This is a genomic window from Serratia proteamaculans, from assembly GCF_949794035.1.
GTDB lineage: Bacteria > Pseudomonadota > Gammaproteobacteria > Enterobacterales > Enterobacteriaceae > Serratia > Serratia proteamaculans.
This window is the reverse complement of sequence record NZ_OX461105.1, coordinates 1,590,868-1,609,280: the sequence shown is the minus strand read 5'-3', so window position 1 is coordinate 1,609,280 and position 18,413 is coordinate 1,590,868. Positions and strand designations below refer to the sequence as shown.

The window sequence follows — 18,413 nt, the reverse complement described above, 5'->3', positions numbered from 1 at the left end:
GTAAAGCGCAAAATTGACGTAATCATCAGCAGAGTTAATCACTTGATACGGGGGTTATAGAGGCAATAAGGAAGGAAATGAAAGTAAAATGTTACGAATAACATTTACGTCAATAATACCCTATGTCACTATATTATTGACGTAAAAAATAGCCTTAAACAGCGTAATTAAATTAATCCGCAGCGGGAAAGGTCAGGCTGAAGGTGATCCGGACAGCATGATTCCCTGCGGAACAGTGAGCACGACTCACACCACCATGCAGCGTCATAATCGCACGGACGATCGCCAACCCCAGACCGCTGGCATGGCTGCCGGCACTGCGGGCAGCGTCGACCCGGTAAAAACGGTCGAACAACTTGTCCAGATGCGCCGAGGCAATCGGCGGTCCCTGATTAACCACCTGTATCACCGTCTCCCCCGTCGGCTGGCTAAGCACCTGCAACTGTATCTGGCTATTTTCATCGGCATAACGCACCGCATTAGCAACCAAATTGCTCAATGCACGCTGGAACAGCATCGCATCCGCCAACAGTTGCCCTTCCCCCTGGCAAACCAGTGTCATACCGCGCTCTTCTGCCAGACCTTCGAAATAGTCCGCCACTCGCTGCAGCTCTTGCGCCACATCAAGCCGGCTGGCGTTCAGCACGGCTTGCCCTTCTCCCGCACGCGCCAGGAACAGAATGTTTTCCACCATGCGTGAAATGCGCTCCAGCTCCTCCATATTGTTCGACAGCAGGGTTTCATACTCCTCCACGCTGCGCGACTGATAGAGAGCCACCTGGCATTGCCCCATTAGCGCGCCCACCGGAGTGCGGATCTCATGCGCCAAATCGGCGGAAAACTGTGTCAGACGCTGGTAGCCATCGTTCAGACGATCGAGCATGGCATTAAATGAACGAGTCAGTTGCTGTAGCTCCTTCGGCGCGCCCTGCTCACTCAGGCGAGTCGACAGCGTATTCGGCGTGATCACCGCCGCCTGCGCCGCCATACGCCATAATGGCTGCAGCCCACGACGCATCACCCAATACCCCAGCAAGGCGATCAGGACAAACGCCACCACCACCGCGGCCACAATTCGCCAAAGATAACGCGCCAACATCTTCTGTTCATTGACCATCACATGGGCCGCCGAGATCTGCAGCAGGTTGCCGTCCTGTAGCCTGACCAACGCCGAGACGGCACGCAAGGGCACGCCTTGCTCTGTCAGCCCACCCTGTACCGCAGTCAACCGCTGCGGTGTGCCCACCGGCGTCGGGGTCATTGGCGGCAGGGTCAATCGGGACGGGTTAACGTTGATTAACGGCTTTTGACCCAGTTGCTGAAAAATAAGGACATCCTGTTCATTGCCCAGCATATTTTCGAACAGGCCGGTGTTCGCCGTCAGCCGGTCGAGCGGAAAACGCTGGCTCAATAAATGGCGGAAATACTCCACGCGGCCGGTGACCTGCAAATCGCTGCGGATGGTCATCTCCTGACGCATGGCTCCGTACAGGTATCCTCCCGCACCGCTGACCACCAGTGCCGCCACCAGCGCAAACAGCATGGCACTGCGCAGTGTCAACGACAGCGCACGCCAGCGTTGAGCCAGGGCCTTCATGAACGCGGCTCGCAAACGTAGCCGATACCGCGCACGCTGTGGATCAGCTTGACGTCAAAGGGTCGGTCAATCTTGGCGCGTAGCCGCTTGATCGCCACATCCACCACGTTGGTATCGCTGTCAAAGTTCATGTCCCAGACCTGCGAGGCGATCATGGTGCGAGACAATACCTCCCCTTCCCGGCGCACCAACAGATGTAACAACATGAATTCTTTGTTGGTCAGCGAGATCACCTGTTCCTGCCGTACCGCTTTGCGGCGCAGGACGTCAAGTTGCAGATCGGCAATCGCATAGTGGTCGGCCTCACGCACCGTGCCACGCCGCAGCAGCGTGCGCAGTCGCAACACCAGTTCGGTGAAGGAAAACGGTTTAATCAGATAATCATCGGCCCCGAGCTCCAGCCCATGAATACGATCCTGTACCCCGTCGCGGGCGGTCAGAAACAAAATAGGCACGTCGCTTTTCTTGCGCAGTACCTCAATGATCTGCCAACCATCCAACCCCGGCAGCATCACGTCGAGCACGATGGCATCGTAGCCCTGCTCCAGCGCCAGGAACAGGCCGTCGGTGCCGTTACGCGCCAAATCGACGCTGTACCCGGCTTCCCCCAGCCCTTTCTTCAGGTAATCACCCGTGCTGATGTCGTCTTCAACTACCAATATCCGCATTGTCGCCACCTCATTACACCTGCGGAAATACTAGCAGTTTCGGCGGACATGCTTGATGACATTAATGTCATTAAACGGACATGGTGCTGTCCCTATTGTTCAACCATGCTTAACCGGCAACCTAAACAAAGGAGAACATTATGATTACCCGTCATCGTTTTGCCGGTTTACTGCTGTCCACCCTGATGCTGTGCAGCGGAGCCGCCGCTGCGGCTCAAACGCCAGGAAAAGTGATTGCTCCCCTGCGCGGCACTATCGATCAGGTGACCGACAGCAGCCTGCAGGTCACTGACCGCAAAGGGGAAAAGATCAGCGTAAAACTCAACGACCAGACCAAGGTGCTGAGCGTTTCAAAAGGCACGCTGGATGACATCAAACCGGACAGCTTTATCGGCACCGCCGCGGTACCGCAAGCGGACGGCAGCCTGAAGGCGCTGGAAGTCCACGTGTTTGCCGCCAGCCTGCGCGGCACCGGTGAAGGCCATTCGGCCTGGGAATCTGCCGACGGCAAGGTGGATACCATGACCAACGGCACCGTCGGCAAACTGGTTAAATCCAACGGCCGTACTCTGACCGTGACCTACGGTAACCAGCAGAAAACCGTCAACGTGCCGGAAGATGTGCCGATCGTCACGCTCGATCCCGGCGATCGCAGCCTGCTGAAACCTGGCGTGCACATCGTGTTGTTCTCCGCGACTGACGACAAGGGCGAACGCGTAGCCACCCGCATTTCTGCCGGTAAAAACGGCACCGTTCCACCAATGTAATTCGGGAGTTCGTGATGAAAACCAACGCGCCACGGCCGGTGCATCGCTGGCCGGTCCGTATCACCCATTGGATTAACCTGTTCGCCATGGTTTGTATGTTTATGAGCGGCTGGGAAATCTATAACGCCTCACCGCTGTTCGGCTTTCGCTTTCCGCCGCAGGTTACGCTCGGCGGTTGGTTGGGCGGCGCGATTGGTTGGCATCTGGCAGTAATGTGGCTGCTGGCAGGCAATGCACTGTGCTATCTGCTGTGGAGCCTGTTCAGCGGCCATTTCCGACGCGACCTGCTGCCGCTTACTGCAGGCAGCTTAGGGCGAGATATCTGGCAGGCGCTCACGCTGCGGCTAAAACATCAGCACGGCCGCTATAACGCCATTCAAAAACTGATGTATCTCGGCGTACTGGCTCTGGGCCTGCTGTTGGTGCTCTCTGGGCTGGCGATCTGGAAGCCGGTGCAACTGCAAGGGCTGGTGAGCCTGTTCGGCGGCTTTGACACCGCGCGTTACGTTCACTTTTTCGCTATGTCCGGCATTGGCTTGTTTGTGGTGATCCACCTGCTGATGGTGATTATCGTGCCGCGCACGCTATGGGCAATGATTGCGGGAGGCAAACATGAATGACAAAAAACAGCGCCCTGCGGCACCGACGCTGGAACCGGCGCAAAAGAAACAGCTGGTCAATTTACAACGCCGCCTGATGCTGCGATCCGGCCTGACGCTGGGCGGTATCGCCATGCTGAGCGGCTGTAACCTGCAGGACGGGGATCAGGTGGATAAAGTACTGTGGGCCATGTCGCGCTGGAACGATCGGGTGCAAGCCTGGCTGTTCAACGGTCAAAAGCTGGCACAGACCTATCGCCCGGAGCAGATCACCCATCCGTTCCCGTTCAATGCGTTTTATCCCGAGTACAACGTGCCGGAAGTGGATCTCGCCAGCTATCGGTTGGAAGTCTCTGGCAAAGTTGAAAAAAAGGCACCCTGGACGCTGGAACAGCTGCAACGCCTGCCGCAGGAAAGCCAGATAACCCGCTTGATCTGTATCGAAGGCTGGAGCGCCATCGGCCAGTGGGGCGGCGTGCCGCTGCGCAACTTCCTGCAGCATGTCGGGGCAGATCTGAACGCCCGCTATGTCGGTTTCAAATGTGCGGACCGCTATTACTCCAGCATCGATATGGCCACCGCGCTGCATCCACAGACGATTCTGGCGCTGGATTTCGGCGGCAAGGCGCTGCCGGCGGATTACGGCTACCCGCTGCGGCTACGGGTGCCGACCAAGCTGGGGTTCAAGAATGCCAAACATATCGCCGCCATTTTTGTCAGCGACACCAACCCCGGTGGCTACTGGGAAGATCAGGGCTATAACTGGTTCAGCGGCATTTAGTTTTTTGCGCAACACTGCGCAGAATTCCCGCTGACGGCTAGTACATGTATTCCGACGCTGTTAATAATTCATCACTAAAAAGGAAGGTAACTATTGGAAAAGTAATAATAAAAAGGATTTTATCATGGAGATTGATGTTACTGAACGTTATTCGCTACGGGCGGGTGAATTCAGATATCAGATAACAGTAAGCAAAAGTGACGAAAAAACTGCTGAATATTACCTTGATTTCAAAAATATCACTCAAGAAATGCGGGCATGGTTTACGCGTGTTTATACCGACCCTGACTTTTTAGATAACGCTTATGCCATAGAGTTTTATGACGTCAAAGCACTGAATCTTGCCATCAGGCAAGGACGCTCTGCATTCGATACCTATACCCCCATGGGGTATACATTTTCCGAACGTGAGCGCCTGTTCGTCGAGGGAATAGGTAAAACTATTACCGACTTCGTTACCCAATATCAGGCAAAGCTCGTTTTTAGCGTACCTTTAAGACCCGCCTTGGCCAAAATCTATGATTCACTCTTGAAAAAACATGCTCAGAGAGTACAGTATTTGTACAAAATGGAATTCATAAAGGACGGTTTATATGTCATCGAAATCTAACGTCTTAGATCAATCTCAGGAGCAGAGCTCGGACTTTCTGAGTATTAAAGAACAGCGCCTGCAGGCCATACAAGCTTTCCATGATGCCTGGTGGGAACAAAGGTGTCAGGAATGGCGTGAACGAGGTTGCCTCGGTACGCCGGGTCGGGTCATCAGCCGCTACCGTTCCAACGATACGCCATAACCCCCATCTGGGGGTTTTCTGTTTTTAGCCTCTCATTCCCCGGTCGTCATCAGCGTGATATCTGCCTGCAAGATCGCCTCGCGCGCGGCGGCGGGCAGATTGTCATCGGTAATAATCGCGTCAAATACCGTTATCGGCAGCGCCAGATAGGTAGCGATTTTACCGTATTTAGAGGTGTCGCTGAGCAAGATGCAGCGGCGGCTGGCGTCGACAATGGCTTTCTTCACCATCACCTTGTCTTCGTTCGGCGTCGACAACCCGCGCATGCCCCATGACGAAGCGGAAATAAATGCCAGATCGATAAACAACCCACGCAACGCCTGCGCTGCGGCTTCACCCACGCATGAACGATTCTCACGGCAGACGGTACCGCCGGTGTGAATGATTTTGCACTGGCTGTGTTCAATCAGGTAACCGGCAATCACGAAATCATTGGTGACCACCGTCAGATCGTCGCGATCGCTGATGTGCTTGGCCAGCGCCAGCGTAGTGGTGCCCGCATCCAGATAGACACAGCTGTCAGGAGGGATCTGCCGGGCCGCCAACTGGCCAATGGCCGCTTTCTGCTGGCTGTACATCCCTTCCTTATCCTGATGAGAAGGCTCGATCGCCACCCGTTCTGCCGACTGCACGCCGCCCGACACCGCCAGTACCGCCCCCTGCTCTTCGAGCTTTTGCAGATCGCGGCGGATAGTCATGTGCGACACCCCCAGCCGTTCGGTCAATTCAGCAATGCTGACCACCCCACGTTCTGATACCAGCGCTAAAATTTGCTGATGGCGTTCTACAGGTATCACGGTTCCCTCTCTTTACCGCAGTGATAATAATTGTGATTTTACGTCAATTTTCGTTCGATAACAGTCCCCTTTATTCAGGTCGTGAGGTGGGTCATGGTATCAACACATTATTTTAAATAGTTTTAAAACAGGGAGATAAGCCAATTTTTAGCTCTTTTATCTGATATAAACCTGAAACAACAACTGTTAATAATTGTGATACTGATCGCTGACTTCAGACCAATAAGCGCTTACATTTAACACAACAAAACAAATTATCACTAAAATTAACACGAGGTACCGCATGACACAGCCAGGGGATTTTGCAGTTTGCATCGTAGGACTAGGTTCGATGGGCATGGGAGCGGCAAAGTCGTGCATTAATGCCGGACTGAGCACTTACGGCGTCGATCTTAATCCGCAGGCGCTGGCCACCTTGCAACAGGCCGGAGCAAAACAAGCGGCCACCCGTGCAGACGACTTCGCTGCCGAACTCGATGCCTTGTTACTGCTGGTGGTCAACGCCGCACAGGTGAAACAGATCCTGTTTGGTGAGAACGGCCTGGCAGCGAAGCTGAAGCCAAACACGCCGGTGATGGTGTCCTCCACCATTTCCGCCGCCGATGCCAAACAGATTGAACAACAGTTACTGGCGCTGGGGTTGAACATGTTGGACGCCCCGGTTTCCGGTGGCGCCGCCAAGGCCGCAGAAGGCCAGATGACGGTGATGGCCTCCGGCGCTGAGTCTACTTTCGGCCAGTTGCAGCCGGTACTGGATGCCATTGCCGGCAAGGTCTATCGCATTGGCGAAGAGATTGGCCTGGGGGCCACGGTGAAAATCATCCACCAATTGCTGGCCGGGGTGCATATCGCCGCCGGGGCCGAGGCCATGGCGCTGGCCGCCCGCGCCGGTATCCCGCTGGACGTGATGTACGATGTGGTCACCCACGCCGCCGGTAACTCATGGATGTTCGAGAACCGCATGCGCCACGTGGTCGACGGGGACTATGCGCCTAAATCGGCGGTTGATATCTTCGTGAAGGATCTGGGGCTGGTAGCGGATACCGCCAAAGCGCTGCATTTCCCGCTGCCGCTGGCTTCTACCGCTTTCAATATGTTTACCGCCGCCAGCAACGCCGGTTTTGGTAAAGAGGACGACAGCGCGGTGATCAAGATCTTCGCCGGTATCGACCTGCCGCAAAAGAAGGAGAAAGCATAATGCTGCTCGGCGTTATTGCAGATGATTTTACCGGGGCCACCGACATTGCCAGCTTTTTGGTGGAAAACGGGCTGTCGACGGTACAGTTGAACGGCGTGCCGCAGGATGAACTACCGCTCGAAGCGCAGGCGGTGGTCATCAGCCTGAAGTCACGCTCCTGCCCGGCGGCACAGGCGATTGAACAGTCGTTACAGGCGCTGGCCTGGCTGCAACGCCAGGGCTGTCGGCAATTTTACTTCAAGTATTGTTCTACCTTCGACAGCACCGCGCAGGGCAATATCGGCCCGGTGACCGATGCGCTACTTGATGCATTGGGCGAAAGCCAAACGGTGATCTCTCCGGCACTGCCGGTCAACGGCCGCACCGTGTATCAGGGCTATCTGTTCGTATTGGATCAGTTGTTGTCAGAATCCGGTATGCGCAACCACCCGGTGACACCAATGACCGACAGTAACCTGCTGCGGCTGATGGAAGCGCAGGCTCAGGGACGCTGCGGACTGGTGACGGCAACAGAAATGGATCGCGGTGTCGAAACGGTGGCCGAAAAGCTGCGGCAGTTGGCGCAACAAGGCATAAGGTACGCCGTGCTGGATACGCTGAATGAACAGCATTTGCTGACTCAGGGTGCAGCACTAAAAAATATGAAGCTGGTGACCGGGGGCTCCGGTCTGGCGATCGGCCTGGCTCGTCAATGGGCACAACCGGGGCAAGGCAGCCCACAGGCGGCCGGGGCACCACAGGGCGAAAAGGCAGTGGTGTTGTCCGGCTCCTGCTCCATCATGACCAATCAACAGGTGACGCGATACCGTCAGCAGGCGGCTGCCAAAGCTATCGACGTGGCCCGTTGCCTTAACGATGGCGACCGCGCGGCTTACGTCACCGAACTGACCGACTGGGTGCAACAGCAGGCTAACGGCCCACTGGCTCCATTGCTGTACGCCACCGCCGAGCCGGAAAAATTGCGACAGGCGCAACAGCAATACGGTATGGCCGCTGCCAGCCAGGCGGTAGAGTCGCTGTTCGCCGGGGTGGTTGAACAGCTCCGGCAGCAAGGTTTCAATCGTTTTATCGTTGCCGGCGGCGAGACCTCTGGCGTAGTGACTCAGGCACTGGGCATTCGCGGTTTCCACATTGGTCCCTGCATTTCTCCCGGCGTGCCCTGGGTGCGGGCCATCGATCAACCGGTTTCACTGGCCCTCAAATCGGGCAACTTTGGCGATGAGAACTTTTTCGCCCGGGCACAAACGGAGTTCCCCCTATGACACTGACCACAGAACAGCAGGCACGTGAGGAAATGGTGCGCCTGGGGGCCTCGTTCTTCCAGCGCGGCTACGCCACCGGTTCTGCAGGAAATCTTTCGCTGTTGTTGGCGGACGGCACGCTGCTGGCCACCCCCACCGGTTCCTGTCTGGGTGAACTGCAGGCCGATCGACTGTCGAAGGTCAGCCTGAGCGGCGAATGGTTGTCCGGGGATAAACCGTCAAAAGAGATCAGCTTCCACCGGGCGCTGTATCTGAATAACCCGGAGTGCAAAGCCGTGGTGCACCTGCATTGTACTTATCTTACCGCCTTGTCCTGCCTGCAAGGGCTGGATGTGAAGAACGCCATCAAACCCTTCACCCCTTATGTGGTGATGCGGGTCGGCAAGGTGCCGGTAGTGCCTTACTACCGTCCCGGCGACCTGCGGCTGGCGGAGGATCTGGCCAAACTGGCACCGACCCACCGCGCTTTCTTACTGGCCAATCACGGCCCGGTCGTCACGGGTAAGGATCTGCGAGCGGCGGCAGACAACACTGAAGAGATGGAAGATGCGGCGAAGCTGATTTTCACCCTCGGCGAGCGCCCAATTCGTTATTTGACCGATGATGAGATTGCCGAGCTACGGAGCTGAATCATGCCTAAATTTGCTGCCAATTTATCGATGATGTTTACCGACCTGCCGTTCCTGGAGCGGTTCGAGGCCGCAGCCGCCGCAGGCTTTAGCGCGGTGGAGTTTCTGTTCCCCTATGACTATCCGGCCGAGCTGTTGGCTGAAAAGTTGCGCCATAACGGCCTGCAACAGGTGCTGTTCAATACCGCGCCCGGCGATGCCGATGCCGGTGAATGGGGGCTGACGGCCGTACCTGGCCGCGAACAGGCTGCGCGTGCCGATATCGACCGCGCGCTGGCTTACGCTATCGCGCTGAACTGCCCCAGCGTACACGTCATGGCCGGTGTGGTGCCGCCTGGCGAAGACGGGCAGCGCTACCGCGATACTTTTATCAGCAATATCCGCTACGCCGCCGACAGCTTCGCCAAACACGGCATCAAGGTGCTGATCGAAGCGCTCAGCCCGCAGGTAAAGCCCAACTATCTGTTCTCCAGCCAGCATCAGGCAGCAAAACTGGTCGAGGCCGTCGATCGCCCGAACGTCTTTATCCAGTTCGATTTTTTCCATGCGCAGTTGGTAGACGGCAATATCAGTGGCCTGATGACCGCACTGGCCGGGCGCTACGCCCATATTCAGATCGCCTCGGTACCGGATCGCCATGAGCCGGACGACGGCGAACTGAATTATCCCTGGCTGTTCGCCCAACTGGACCGCCTCGGTTATAGCGGCTGGATTGGTTGTGAGTACAAACCCCGGGGCGATACCCGCGCCGGACTGGGTTGGATAAGGCCTTACCTGTAACGGACTAACCAACCCAACCTGCACAGCAACAATATAAAAATTAAACGCACCCGTATCGCCAACCGGCGATCGCGGTGCCTGACTCTTACCCGATTAAAGGCTATCCCATGTCGACTTCTATGCTTTTGATGATTGCCGTATTAGGTGTAGTGCTGCTCCTGCTGATGGTGATCAAAGCCAAGATCCAGCCGTTTGTCGCCTTGCTGGTGGTCAGCCTGCTGGTGGCGCTGGCCAGTGGCATTCCGACCGGTGAAGTGATGAAAGTAATGACCGCCGGGATGGGCGGCGTGCTGGGCTCGGTGACCATTATCATCGGTCTGGGCGCCATGCTCGGTAGAATGATCGAGCATTCCGGCGGTGCCGAGTCGCTGGCCCAGCGCTTCAGCAAGGCGTTAGGGCCGAAACGTACCGTGGCCGCGCTGACCATCGCCGCGTTTATTCTCGGCATTCCGGTGTTCTTCGACGTCGGCTTTATCATCCTGGCACCGATCATCTATGGCTTTGCCAAGGTGGCCAGGGTTTCGCCGCTGAAGTTTGGCCTGCCAATGGCCGGCGTGATGCTGACGGTACACGTCGCACTGCCGCCGCACCCTGGCCCGGTGGCCGCTGCCGGGTTACTGAATGCCGACATTGGCTGGCTGACCATTATCGGCCTGGCGATTTGTATTCCGGTCGGCGTTATCGGCTACTTCACAGCCAAATGGCTGAACCGTAAGGCTTACCCGTTATCGATTGAAGTGCTGGAACAGTTGCAGCTGGCAGCGCCAGAACCGGCCCCGGAAGGCAAAGCGCCGTTAAGCGATCGCATTAATCCACCCGGTGCCTGGCTGGTGGCCGCACTGATCGTCATTCCCATCGCGATTATTATGCTGGGCACCGTTTCCGCCACCTTGCTTGAGCCAGGTTCAGCGCTGCGCGACACGCTATCGTTGATCGGTTCCCCAGCGGTAGCACTGATGATCGCCCTGCTGTTGGCGTTCTATTTCCTGGCGATTCGTCGTGGCTGGAGCCTGCAACACACCAGCGACGTGATGGGTGGCGCGCTGCCCACTGCCGCCGTGGTGATCCTGGTAACCGGTGCCGGTGGGGTGTTCGGCAAAGTGCTGGTTGAATCGGGCGTGGGCAAGGCATTGGCGGACGTTTTGACCACCATCGGCCTGCCGTTGATCCCGGCGGCATTTATCATCTCGCTGGCCCTGCGTGCCTCACAAGGGTCCGCCACCGTGGCGATCCTGACGACCGGCGGATTATTGTCGGAAGCGGTCAGTGGACTGAATCATCTGCAACTGGTGTTGGTGACTCTCGCTACCTGCTTTGGCGGGCTGGGGTTATCGCACGTAAATGATTCCGGCTTCTGGATCGTCACCAAATACCTCGGTCTTTCAGTGGCTGATGGCCTGAAAACCTGGACGGTGCTGACCACTATCCTCGGCCTCAGTGGCTTCCTGTTCACCTGGTTGCTGTGGCTGGCGGTGTAATTTCTCTGGCATACTGCACAGAACCTTTTGGCTCTGTGCAGGAAAAAAATAATGACCCTTATCACCACCGCCCCGCAGTTGCTCACCGAACGTTTACGCCTGGATGCCCACACGCTGGACGACTTTGATTCATTGCCCGCCATGTGGGCCGATCCTGAAGTGGTGCGCTATATCGGCGGCACGCCGAGAGACCGGGAAGACTCCTGGGGCCGCCTGATGCGTTACGTGGGTCACTGGGCGCTGTTAGGGTATGGCTATTGGGCCGTGCGCGATAAAGTCAGCGGCGCTTACCTCGGCGGCATCGGTTTTTCCGACTTCCAACGCCATATCACCCCGGCGCTCGACGCCCCAGAGATGGGCTGGACGCTGGTGACATCGGCGCAGGGCAAAGGCTATGCCACCGAAGCGCTGCGGGCGGCTTTGGCCTGGGGGAAAGAGCATTTACCGGGTGATAAGACGGTCTGCATTATTTCACCGGAAAACCAGCCTTCAGTGGCGCTGGCGAAGAAGGTCGGTTTTAGCGAAAGCCGCCGCAGCGAGTACCATCAGAGCCCTATTCTGGTGATGCATTGCCCGCTGTAAGCCGGGGTATTAACTCACCGACGCCGTAGCCAGCGCAACCTGGATAAAATTATCCCGCAGTGCGTCAGCCTGCTGCGGGTTCCAGGCAATACCGACTTGCCACTCAGTCTGTTCGCCACTCAGCGGCAGAATATCGATGCCCGCCGGGGCAATATGGCTGACGCTGTGCGGCAACAGGGCAACGCCAATGCCGGCGGCGACCAGCGCCAGCAGCGTCTGGATATCCCCGGCCTGTTGCACTACGTTGGGTGTCAGTTGATGGGCAGCAATAAAGCGCAGCGACTGTTCGCTCAAACCGCGTCCGCGTTTCGGCGTCAACTGCAGCAGCGGCAGAGTATTGAATTGCCCGATGATCGTTTCCGCCTTCAGCGCCAACGCGGCGGGGGCGGCCAGCACCAAGCGATCGCTCAGCAGCGCGGCAGCCCGTAGCGGCGTGCTGACCGGTAGCCGTACGAACCCCACCTGCAACTCACCCTGCAATAACAATTGATACTGCCGCTCCGAAGGCAAATCCTCCAGCCCCACGGCAACCTCAGGAAAACGTTGGCGGAAAGCAGCAACCAGCTGCGGCGCCAGGTGAAAACTGGACAGCCCGAACCCCATCGCCAACCGCCCCGCCTCCCCTTGCACGATCTGCAAGGCGCGCTGTTGAAACTGCAGATGCTGGCCAACCAGCGTCTGGGCTTCGGGATAAAGCCGCTGTCCGCTGGCGGTGAGTTGTGCTCCCTGGCGGCCACGGTTAAACAAGCGGGCACCAAGCAGCGCTTCCAGCGCCTGGATCTGTTTGCTCAGCGCCGGCTGGGTGATACACAGCCGCTCCGCCGCCAGGCGATAATTACCCTGTTCAGCCAGCACCACAAAGGCGCGTAGTTGTCGAATATCCATTCCGTTTAGTTATCAAATAAAGAATTTAATTGATTATACAGTAATCAATAGCTTTGCTGTAATCAACGCCAGACAACAGCCAAAGGTGATCCCATGACAAGCTATCTGCGTGCCGCAACGGTGCAGTTTCAGCATCGCGCCAACGATAAAAACTACAACCTGTCGGTGATTGAGGGCTTTATCGCCCGCGCCGCCACCGAACAAATCCAAGTGCTGACCTTCCCGGAGATGTGCATTACCGGCTATTGGCACGTTCGACACCTCAGCGCCGGCGAAATTGGCGCACTGGCGGAACCGATAGCCGCCAGCCCTTCACTGGCGCGTATTCGTCCGCTGGCGGAGCGCTATAACATGGCGATCGGTGTTGGGCTGATTGAACAGGGTGAAGACGGAAAATATTACAATGCCTACGCTGTTTGCCTGCCCGACGGCAAACTTCACGTGCACCGTAAACTGCACGCCTTTGAGCACCCGGCGATAGCCAGTGGCGACAGTTTCACCGTGTTTGATACCCCATGGGGTGTGCGGATGGGAGTATTAATCTGTTGGGACAATAACCTGGTGGAAAACGTGCGGGCAACCGCACTGCTGGGGGCGGAGGTGCTACTGGCACCGCATCAAACGGGGGGAACGCATTCACGTAGCCCGCACGGCATGAAGCCGATCCCGCTGGAAATCTGGCAACGTCGGCAGGAAAACCCGGCGGCGATAGAGGCGGCGTTTCGTGGCGAACATGGCCGCGGCTGGCTGTTGCGCTGGCTACCGGCACGCGCACATGACAATGGTTTGTTCGTTTTATTCAGTAACGGCGTAGGGCGTGATGACGATGAGGTGCGAACCGGCAACGCGATGATCCTCGACCCTTACGGCCGTATTCTGGCGGAAACCTGGGCAGCAGAAAATCAGATGGTCACGGCCGAACTTGACCTGTCGCTGATCCCACTCAGCACCGGACGCCGCTGGATCCACGGCCGCCGACCGGCACTATACGGTATTCTTACCCAGCCGCAGGGTTATGAACGAGATGCCCGCAGCGCGCGCTTTTCGTCAGAGCCGGGGCAAAAATTGGGCAAGTGAAGGTTGCTGGATAACAGGCAAAAAAAATCCGCCCGAAGGCGGATTTTTATCTGATGCGGCTAACTGCGCCACATGCTCACGCCCGCAGGCGTGGAGAAATCTTAGAAACGGTAGCCTACGCCAACGCTCCAGATACCAACGTCAACACTGCGGATACGGCTCTGCTCGTAACCTACATCCAGAGCAACGTCCTGGATTGGGTTGAACTGCAGGCCAGCACCGTAGGTGAAGCCGTAGTCGCTGCTGCCGTTACGGTCGGAACCGTTCTGAGCATTGTCGATGTTTTTGCCGTAGCCAACACCAACCACACCGTAGATGCTTGCCCAGTCATTGAAGCGGTAAGCTGGACCGGCAGTGATAGAGTTGTACTGAGCTTTACCGTAGTAACCGTTCTCAGAACCGTTCTTTTCCACGTGGGTAAAGGAACCGATCACACCCAGTGGGTTGTTGTCGAATTCGTAACGGTACTTCAGGTTGAAACCGTCGGCTTTGTTAGCAACGCCTTGGAGATCACCCTGCGCATAACCAGCAGAAACGGTGCTCTGGCCAGCGAATGCGGTACCTGCGGTTACTGCTAATACACAGGCTGCTACTGCGGAAAGACATGCAATTTTTTTCATAACCACCTCAAACGCGTTATATTTTTAAGTAAATCCATTTGTTCATGCTTTGAAAATATAGCAAAAATTAGCGTGAAACTCTGCCTTAAAATGAGTGTCTAATGCTTTATATCGTGTAACATTAGATTTCAAGAACAGTGTATCTTCTTCTTTTCGCTCTATTTTCGAGCCGCATTCTACGCGTTTCTGTGACAACAATCACCTATTTAATATCCAGATGATTCTTAAAAAAAGCGCATTTTTTGAGCATAAAAACCAGATCACTGCCCTGAAGCTGGCACTTTTCTCCGCTGCATAAGCTTTTCTCAGACACATTTACCTCATTTCATTTACACTGCCGTCATCCAAAAAACGACAGTCTTCCCAGGTTATGGGAAACGCATAAAAGGCTCTAAAGGATGTCCTCGTCTGCAACCACTAAAGCGTCCTCCACGCTGGTGCCTATCTGTTTATTGATTATTGCCATGGTATCGATCCAGACCGGTGCCTCGCTGGCCAAAAGCCTGTTCCCGCTGGTCGGTGCTGAAGGCATCACCACGCTGCGCCTGAGTATCGGTACGCTGATCCTGTTTATTATCTTCCGTCCGTGGCGCATGCGCTTCGCCGCCGGCAGCCGTTTGCCGCTGTTTATCTACGGCCTGGCGCTGGGGGCGATGAATTACCTGTTCTATCTTTCTTTGCGTACCCTGCCGCTGGGCATCGCCGTCGCACTCGAATTCACCGGGCCGTTGGCGGTCGCCATGTTCTCGTCACGCCGCCCAATAGACTTCTTGTGGGTCGCATTGGCGATCGCCGGCTTGTGGTTCCTGCTGCCATTGGGCCATGACATGGGCAGTATCGACCCCTTTGGGGCGGCCTGCGCGCTGGGTGCCGGTGCCTGTTGGGCGGTCTATATTATCTGCGGCCAAAAAGCCGGCGGCGACCACGGCCCAGGCACCGTGGCGGTCGGTTCACTGATCGCCGCCGTGGTGTTCTGCCCGATTGGCGCCTGGCAAGCCGGAAGCGCCCTGCTGAATATTGATATCCTGCCCGTCGCACTGGCGGTGGCCATTTTGTCTACCGCACTGCCCTACTCATTGGAAATTATCGCGCTACCGAAAATTCCGGCGCGGACTTTCGGCACCCTGATGAGCCTGGAGCCGGCGCTGGCGGCGCTTTCCGGCATGCTGTTCCTTAATGAACACCTGACCACGGTGCAATGGCTGGCACTGGCAGCGATCATCGCGGCTTCCATGGGCGCCACCCTGACCATCAAACCAAAACCACAAATCGAAAATCTTTCCTGAGGATCGGTAACGCCTGCATTTGCCAAAAGCGGAATGCAGGCGGGTTAACTGTTTTCATACTGGCAAACAGGCATACTTTTCCGCGCAGTACCCCCCACGTTTTTATGGAACCGGACCCGGCAGGGTTCACCACATGGAGAATTAAAGTGATTTATAACACTCTGTTTAACCCACGCTATGGCCGTGGGCTGTCACCGATACTGATCGAAACTCTCACCACCCTTCGTCAATACGATCTGCCTGAGCTGGCGCTCGGGCGGCATGAGATCGACGGTGAAAAGATCTTTATGGACGTGATGACGCTAACCACCGGGTTGGCGGAAACCCGGCGCGCAGAGCTGCATCAGGAATATGCCGATATCCATCTGTTAATCAGCGGTGAAGAACGTATTGATTACGGCATGCCGGGTGACTGGCAAAGCGAATTGCCCTATGACGAAGTTCAGGATTTGCAGCTGTTGGATATCCACCGCCATCGCCAGACGCTGACGATGTTTCCCGGCATGTACGCCATATTTTTCCCCCATGAGCCGCATCAAATCGGTTGTCAGTTGAACGCGCCGATGCTGATCAAAATAGCGGTGATGAAAGTGCATTACACCCTGTTGCTGTAAACAGCCAGCCGGTCGAAATGGCCGGCTTTCTCGTGGCACGCTTTAATGCCGGGACAAATCGCGAATAAACTCACTGGTTTGCCCAGGTGAGCGCAGCCGGATAAAGCGGATATGCTGATAGCGGGGATTGCTCATGTCAGCCAGATAGCCGACCCGGTTTTTACGGTAGGTCTTGAGGGTCCACAGCACAATTGAATCGCGGCTGAAAAAAGAACGGCGGAAACTTTCACGATTGCCGGTGCCCGCCCACAACTCGGTACCGGACCATGCACGTGTGGCGGCACGCCGCACTGCCTGAAACAGCGTACGGCAGAAACCATAATCCACCCACACCACCCAATCGACGCCATTCCACTTGACCGCTTTGGTTCGGCTATAGTTGCCGTCAAGCACCCAGCCGCTTTCCGCCTCGGCCAGTACCTCTGCGACTCGCACCAAGAACACATCATCGGGTGTGCCTTGCCAGTCTGACCGCCAAAACAGCTTGTCCAACTCGATATGGGGCAACGCAAGTGTTTGCGCCAACTGACGTGCCAGGGTGCTTTTGCCACTGCCACTGGTTCCAACGACGTTGATTTTCATTGGCATCGGGTTCTGAAATAAGGGCAGAATATCTTAGCGGAGATGTCATTGGCCTATCAATATGAATTAACGGCTATTTCTACAATTGACCTTTAAATTTAAAGCACAGCTTCATCCGATTGAAACAATAATAAGGATAATAATAAAATCGGTTTATAAAATATTACAAAAGGAAATAAAAAATTAAATTAAAATTCAATCAGTTAAATTTAACCCAATCACTCTACGCCTGTTAAATCACATTTTCAATTCGTTACTCCCTATTTATCCAATAGCCATTTTCGTCCTGCAAAAATCCCTGTCATTGCTATAATTATTCCCGAACCAAAATAGGACAATGCCACAACAAGAGGAGATCTGATATGAGTACCGCTAAACTGGTGAAAACGAAATCTTCTGAGCTGCTTTACACTCGCAATGACATGGACGAAAAAACCAAGCTGGACGCCATCAAGGCGCTGAACCGTCAGGTTATCCAGTTTATCGACCTGTCACTGATCACCAAACAGGCCCACTGGAACATGCGTGGCGCTAACTTTATTGCCGTTCATGAGATGCTGGACGGGTTCCGTACGGCGATTATCGATCATCAGGATACTTTTGCCGAGCGCATCGTGCAGTTGGGTGGCGTCGCCTTGGGCACCGTGCAGGTAGTGAACGATAAAACCCCGCTGAAAAGCTATCCGACCAATATCCATAGCGTACAGGAACACCTGAAAGCGCTGGCCGATCGTTACGGTGCGGTGGCCAATGACATTCGCAAGGCCATCACTGAAGTGGAAGATGAAGATACGGCGGATATGTTCACCGCGGCATCCCGCGATCTGGACAAATTCCTGTGGTTTATCGAATCCAACATCGAATAAACCCTGCTAAAAGCAATCAAAACGGCCCGCATCGCGGGACTGAACAGGCTGCGGGCTTTGCCCCAGCCTGTTTTTCTTTTTGCGCGGCTTGAATTGCTCAAAAAACCGCCCATAGTAGATAAATCAGACGGCGGGCGGCGCCACAACAGTGAGGTGACCATGGCAAGCGGATGGGCGGCAGAAGGTGCCGTGCAAGATCAAATCGACTCCACCGTGGATGACGCCGTACAGCGTGCCAGACAGGCGCTGGGCCACGGCGAAAGTGAGCATTATTGTCAGGAGTGCGGGGAAGAAATTCCTTTGGCGCGTCGGCAAGCGCTGCAAGGCGTGCGCTATTGCCTGGCCTGCCAAACCGAGCTGGATAAAAAACAGGCGGCGAGCAGCTTATATAACCGCCGCGGCAGCAAAGACAGCCAACTGCGTTAAGCTGATGGGGTAAAGCCCTTCCGCCCTTTGTGACTGAACATTCCTGCACCAGATGCAACACCCTTGCTGCACAAAAGTTAGAGTTAGTTATCAGTATTGAAGCGAAATGGTTAACTATCGGTTGT

General features: G+C 55.7%; 22 protein-coding genes. 16 read left to right on the top strand and 6 right to left on the bottom strand.

Annotated features, from left to right (window positions below):
* Positions 1–172: 172 nt before the first annotated feature.
* Positions 173–1,597 carry a heavy metal sensor histidine kinase gene (locus QOT07_RS07605; RefSeq protein ID WP_283602840.1) on the bottom strand — a complete coding sequence of 475 codons (1,425 nt, stop codon included), beginning with the start codon at positions 1,595–1,597 and terminating at the stop codon, positions 173–175.
* A complete protein-coding gene (locus QOT07_RS07600) occupies positions 1,594–2,265 on the bottom strand; it encodes a heavy metal response regulator transcription factor (RefSeq protein WP_099064061.1) in 672 nt (223 codons plus the stop codon). Before QOT07_RS07600 ends, QOT07_RS07605 begins: the two co-directional genes overlap by 4 nt.
* 140 nt (positions 2,266–2,405) lie before the next feature.
* On the opposite strand from QOT07_RS07600, the gene QOT07_RS07595 reads away from it, so the two are divergent.
* The 5 genes from QOT07_RS07595 to QOT07_RS07575 all read left to right on the top strand — a co-directional run bounded on the left by QOT07_RS07595 (position 2,406) and on the right by QOT07_RS07575 (position 5,206).
* Positions 2,406–3,032: a hypothetical protein gene (locus QOT07_RS07595; RefSeq protein ID WP_099064060.1), complete on the top strand. Its 627-nt coding sequence runs from the start codon at positions 2,406–2,408 to the stop codon at positions 3,030–3,032.
* A 14-nt stretch (positions 3,033–3,046) separates the two neighbouring features.
* Entirely contained in the window at positions 3,047–3,652 is a 606-nt protein-coding gene (locus QOT07_RS07590; protein WP_283602839.1) for a cytochrome b/b6 domain-containing protein, read from the top strand.
* A complete protein-coding gene (locus QOT07_RS07585; RefSeq protein ID WP_099064058.1) occupies positions 3,645–4,412 on the top strand; it encodes a molybdopterin-dependent oxidoreductase in 768 nt (255 codons plus the stop codon). Before QOT07_RS07590 ends, QOT07_RS07585 begins: the two co-directional genes overlap by 8 nt.
* Positions 4,413–4,536: 124 nt before the next feature.
* On the top strand, positions 4,537–5,022 hold the full coding sequence (locus QOT07_RS07580; protein WP_283602838.1) for a hypothetical protein: 486 nt from the start codon (positions 4,537–4,539) through the stop codon (positions 5,020–5,022).
* Positions 5,006–5,206 carry a hypothetical protein gene (locus QOT07_RS07575; protein ID WP_129935463.1) on the top strand — a complete coding sequence of 67 codons (201 nt, stop codon included), beginning with the start codon at positions 5,006–5,008 and terminating at the stop codon, positions 5,204–5,206. Before QOT07_RS07580 ends, QOT07_RS07575 begins: the two co-directional genes overlap by 17 nt.
* 32 nt (positions 5,207–5,238) lie before the next feature.
* Here QOT07_RS07575 and ygbI read toward each other — a convergent pair whose 3' ends face one another.
* Positions 5,239–6,003 (bottom strand): DNA-binding transcriptional repressor YgbI, encoded by a 765-nt coding sequence (gene ygbI / locus QOT07_RS07570; protein WP_112348217.1) that lies wholly within the window; start codon positions 6,001–6,003, stop codon positions 5,239–5,241.
* Positions 6,004–6,286: 283 nt separating this feature from the next.
* On the opposite strand from ygbI, the gene ltnD reads away from it, so the two are divergent.
* The 6 genes from ltnD to QOT07_RS07540 all read left to right on the top strand — a co-directional run bounded on the left by ltnD (position 6,287) and on the right by QOT07_RS07540 (position 11,932).
* Positions 6,287–7,201 carry an L-threonate dehydrogenase gene (gene ltnD, locus QOT07_RS07565; RefSeq protein ID WP_283602836.1) on the top strand — a complete coding sequence of 305 codons (915 nt, stop codon included), beginning with the start codon at positions 6,287–6,289 and terminating at the stop codon, positions 7,199–7,201.
* The gene (gene otnK, locus QOT07_RS07560) at positions 7,201–8,463 is read left to right on the top strand and encodes a 3-oxo-tetronate kinase (protein WP_283602835.1); all 1,263 of its coding nucleotides are present in this window, start codon (positions 7,201–7,203) and stop codon (positions 8,461–8,463) included. Before ltnD ends, otnK begins: the two co-directional genes overlap by 1 nt.
* On the top strand, positions 8,460–9,092 hold the full coding sequence (otnC, locus tag QOT07_RS07555) for a 3-oxo-tetronate 4-phosphate decarboxylase (protein WP_099064054.1): 633 nt from the start codon (positions 8,460–8,462) through the stop codon (positions 9,090–9,092). The genes otnK and otnC overlap by 4 nt, the downstream gene beginning before the upstream one ends.
* 3 nt (positions 9,093–9,095) lie before the next feature.
* Entirely contained in the window at positions 9,096–9,872 is a 777-nt protein-coding gene (locus tag QOT07_RS07550) for an HPr family phosphocarrier protein (protein WP_283602834.1), read from the top strand.
* Positions 9,873–9,979: 107 nt separating this feature from the next.
* Positions 9,980–11,350 carry a GntP family transporter gene (locus QOT07_RS07545; protein ID WP_207975810.1) on the top strand — a complete coding sequence of 457 codons (1,371 nt, stop codon included), beginning with the start codon at positions 9,980–9,982 and terminating at the stop codon, positions 11,348–11,350.
* 51 nt (positions 11,351–11,401) lie between these two features.
* Positions 11,402–11,932: a GNAT family N-acetyltransferase gene (locus QOT07_RS07540; RefSeq protein WP_283602833.1), complete on the top strand. Its 531-nt coding sequence runs from the start codon at positions 11,402–11,404 to the stop codon at positions 11,930–11,932.
* A 9-nt stretch (positions 11,933–11,941) separates the two neighbouring features.
* Here QOT07_RS07540 and QOT07_RS07535 read toward each other — a convergent pair whose 3' ends face one another.
* Positions 11,942–12,817, bottom strand: coding sequence for a LysR family transcriptional regulator (locus QOT07_RS07535; protein ID WP_283602832.1), 876 nt, complete (start codon positions 12,815–12,817; stop codon positions 11,942–11,944).
* A 93-nt stretch (positions 12,818–12,910) separates the two neighbouring features.
* Between QOT07_RS07535 and QOT07_RS07530 the strand changes: the two genes are divergently transcribed.
* Complete coding sequence (locus QOT07_RS07530; protein ID WP_283602831.1) at positions 12,911–13,894, top strand: nitrilase family protein; 984 nt, start codon at positions 12,911–12,913, stop codon at positions 13,892–13,894.
* A gap of 101 nt (positions 13,895–13,995) precedes the next feature.
* Here QOT07_RS07530 and ompX read toward each other — a convergent pair whose 3' ends face one another.
* Positions 13,996–14,514: an outer membrane protein OmpX gene (ompX, locus tag QOT07_RS07525; RefSeq protein WP_012005917.1), complete on the bottom strand. Its 519-nt coding sequence runs from the start codon at positions 14,512–14,514 to the stop codon at positions 13,996–13,998.
* Positions 14,515–14,912: 398 nt separating this feature from the next.
* Here ompX and rhtA point away from each other — a divergent pair, with 398 nt between their 5' ends.
* Positions 14,913–15,800, top strand: a complete 888-nt coding sequence (gene rhtA / locus QOT07_RS07520) for a threonine/homoserine exporter RhtA (RefSeq protein ID WP_112348209.1) — start codon at positions 14,913–14,915, stop codon at positions 15,798–15,800.
* A 146-nt stretch (positions 15,801–15,946) separates the two neighbouring features.
* Positions 15,947–16,414, top strand: coding sequence for an N-acetylneuraminate anomerase (gene nanQ / locus QOT07_RS07515; RefSeq protein WP_099064047.1), 468 nt, complete (start codon positions 15,947–15,949; stop codon positions 16,412–16,414).
* 42 nt (positions 16,415–16,456) lie between these two features.
* On the opposite strand, the gene QOT07_RS07510 is transcribed toward nanQ, so the two are convergent.
* Entirely contained in the window at positions 16,457–16,996 is a 540-nt protein-coding gene (locus tag QOT07_RS07510; protein WP_099064046.1) for a P-loop NTPase family protein, read from the bottom strand.
* A gap of 362 nt (positions 16,997–17,358) precedes the next feature.
* Here QOT07_RS07510 and dps point away from each other — a divergent pair, with 362 nt between their 5' ends.
* Both dps and QOT07_RS07500 read left to right on the top strand, forming a co-directional pair.
* A complete protein-coding gene (gene dps / locus QOT07_RS07505; RefSeq protein WP_099064045.1) occupies positions 17,359–17,862 on the top strand; it encodes a DNA starvation/stationary phase protection protein Dps in 504 nt (167 codons plus the stop codon).
* A gap of 159 nt (positions 17,863–18,021) precedes the next feature.
* The gene (locus tag QOT07_RS07500) at positions 18,022–18,288 is read left to right on the top strand and encodes a DksA/TraR family C4-type zinc finger protein (protein WP_099064186.1); all 267 of its coding nucleotides are present in this window, start codon (positions 18,022–18,024) and stop codon (positions 18,286–18,288) included.
* The last annotated feature ends 125 nt before the right edge of the window (positions 18,289–18,413 follow it).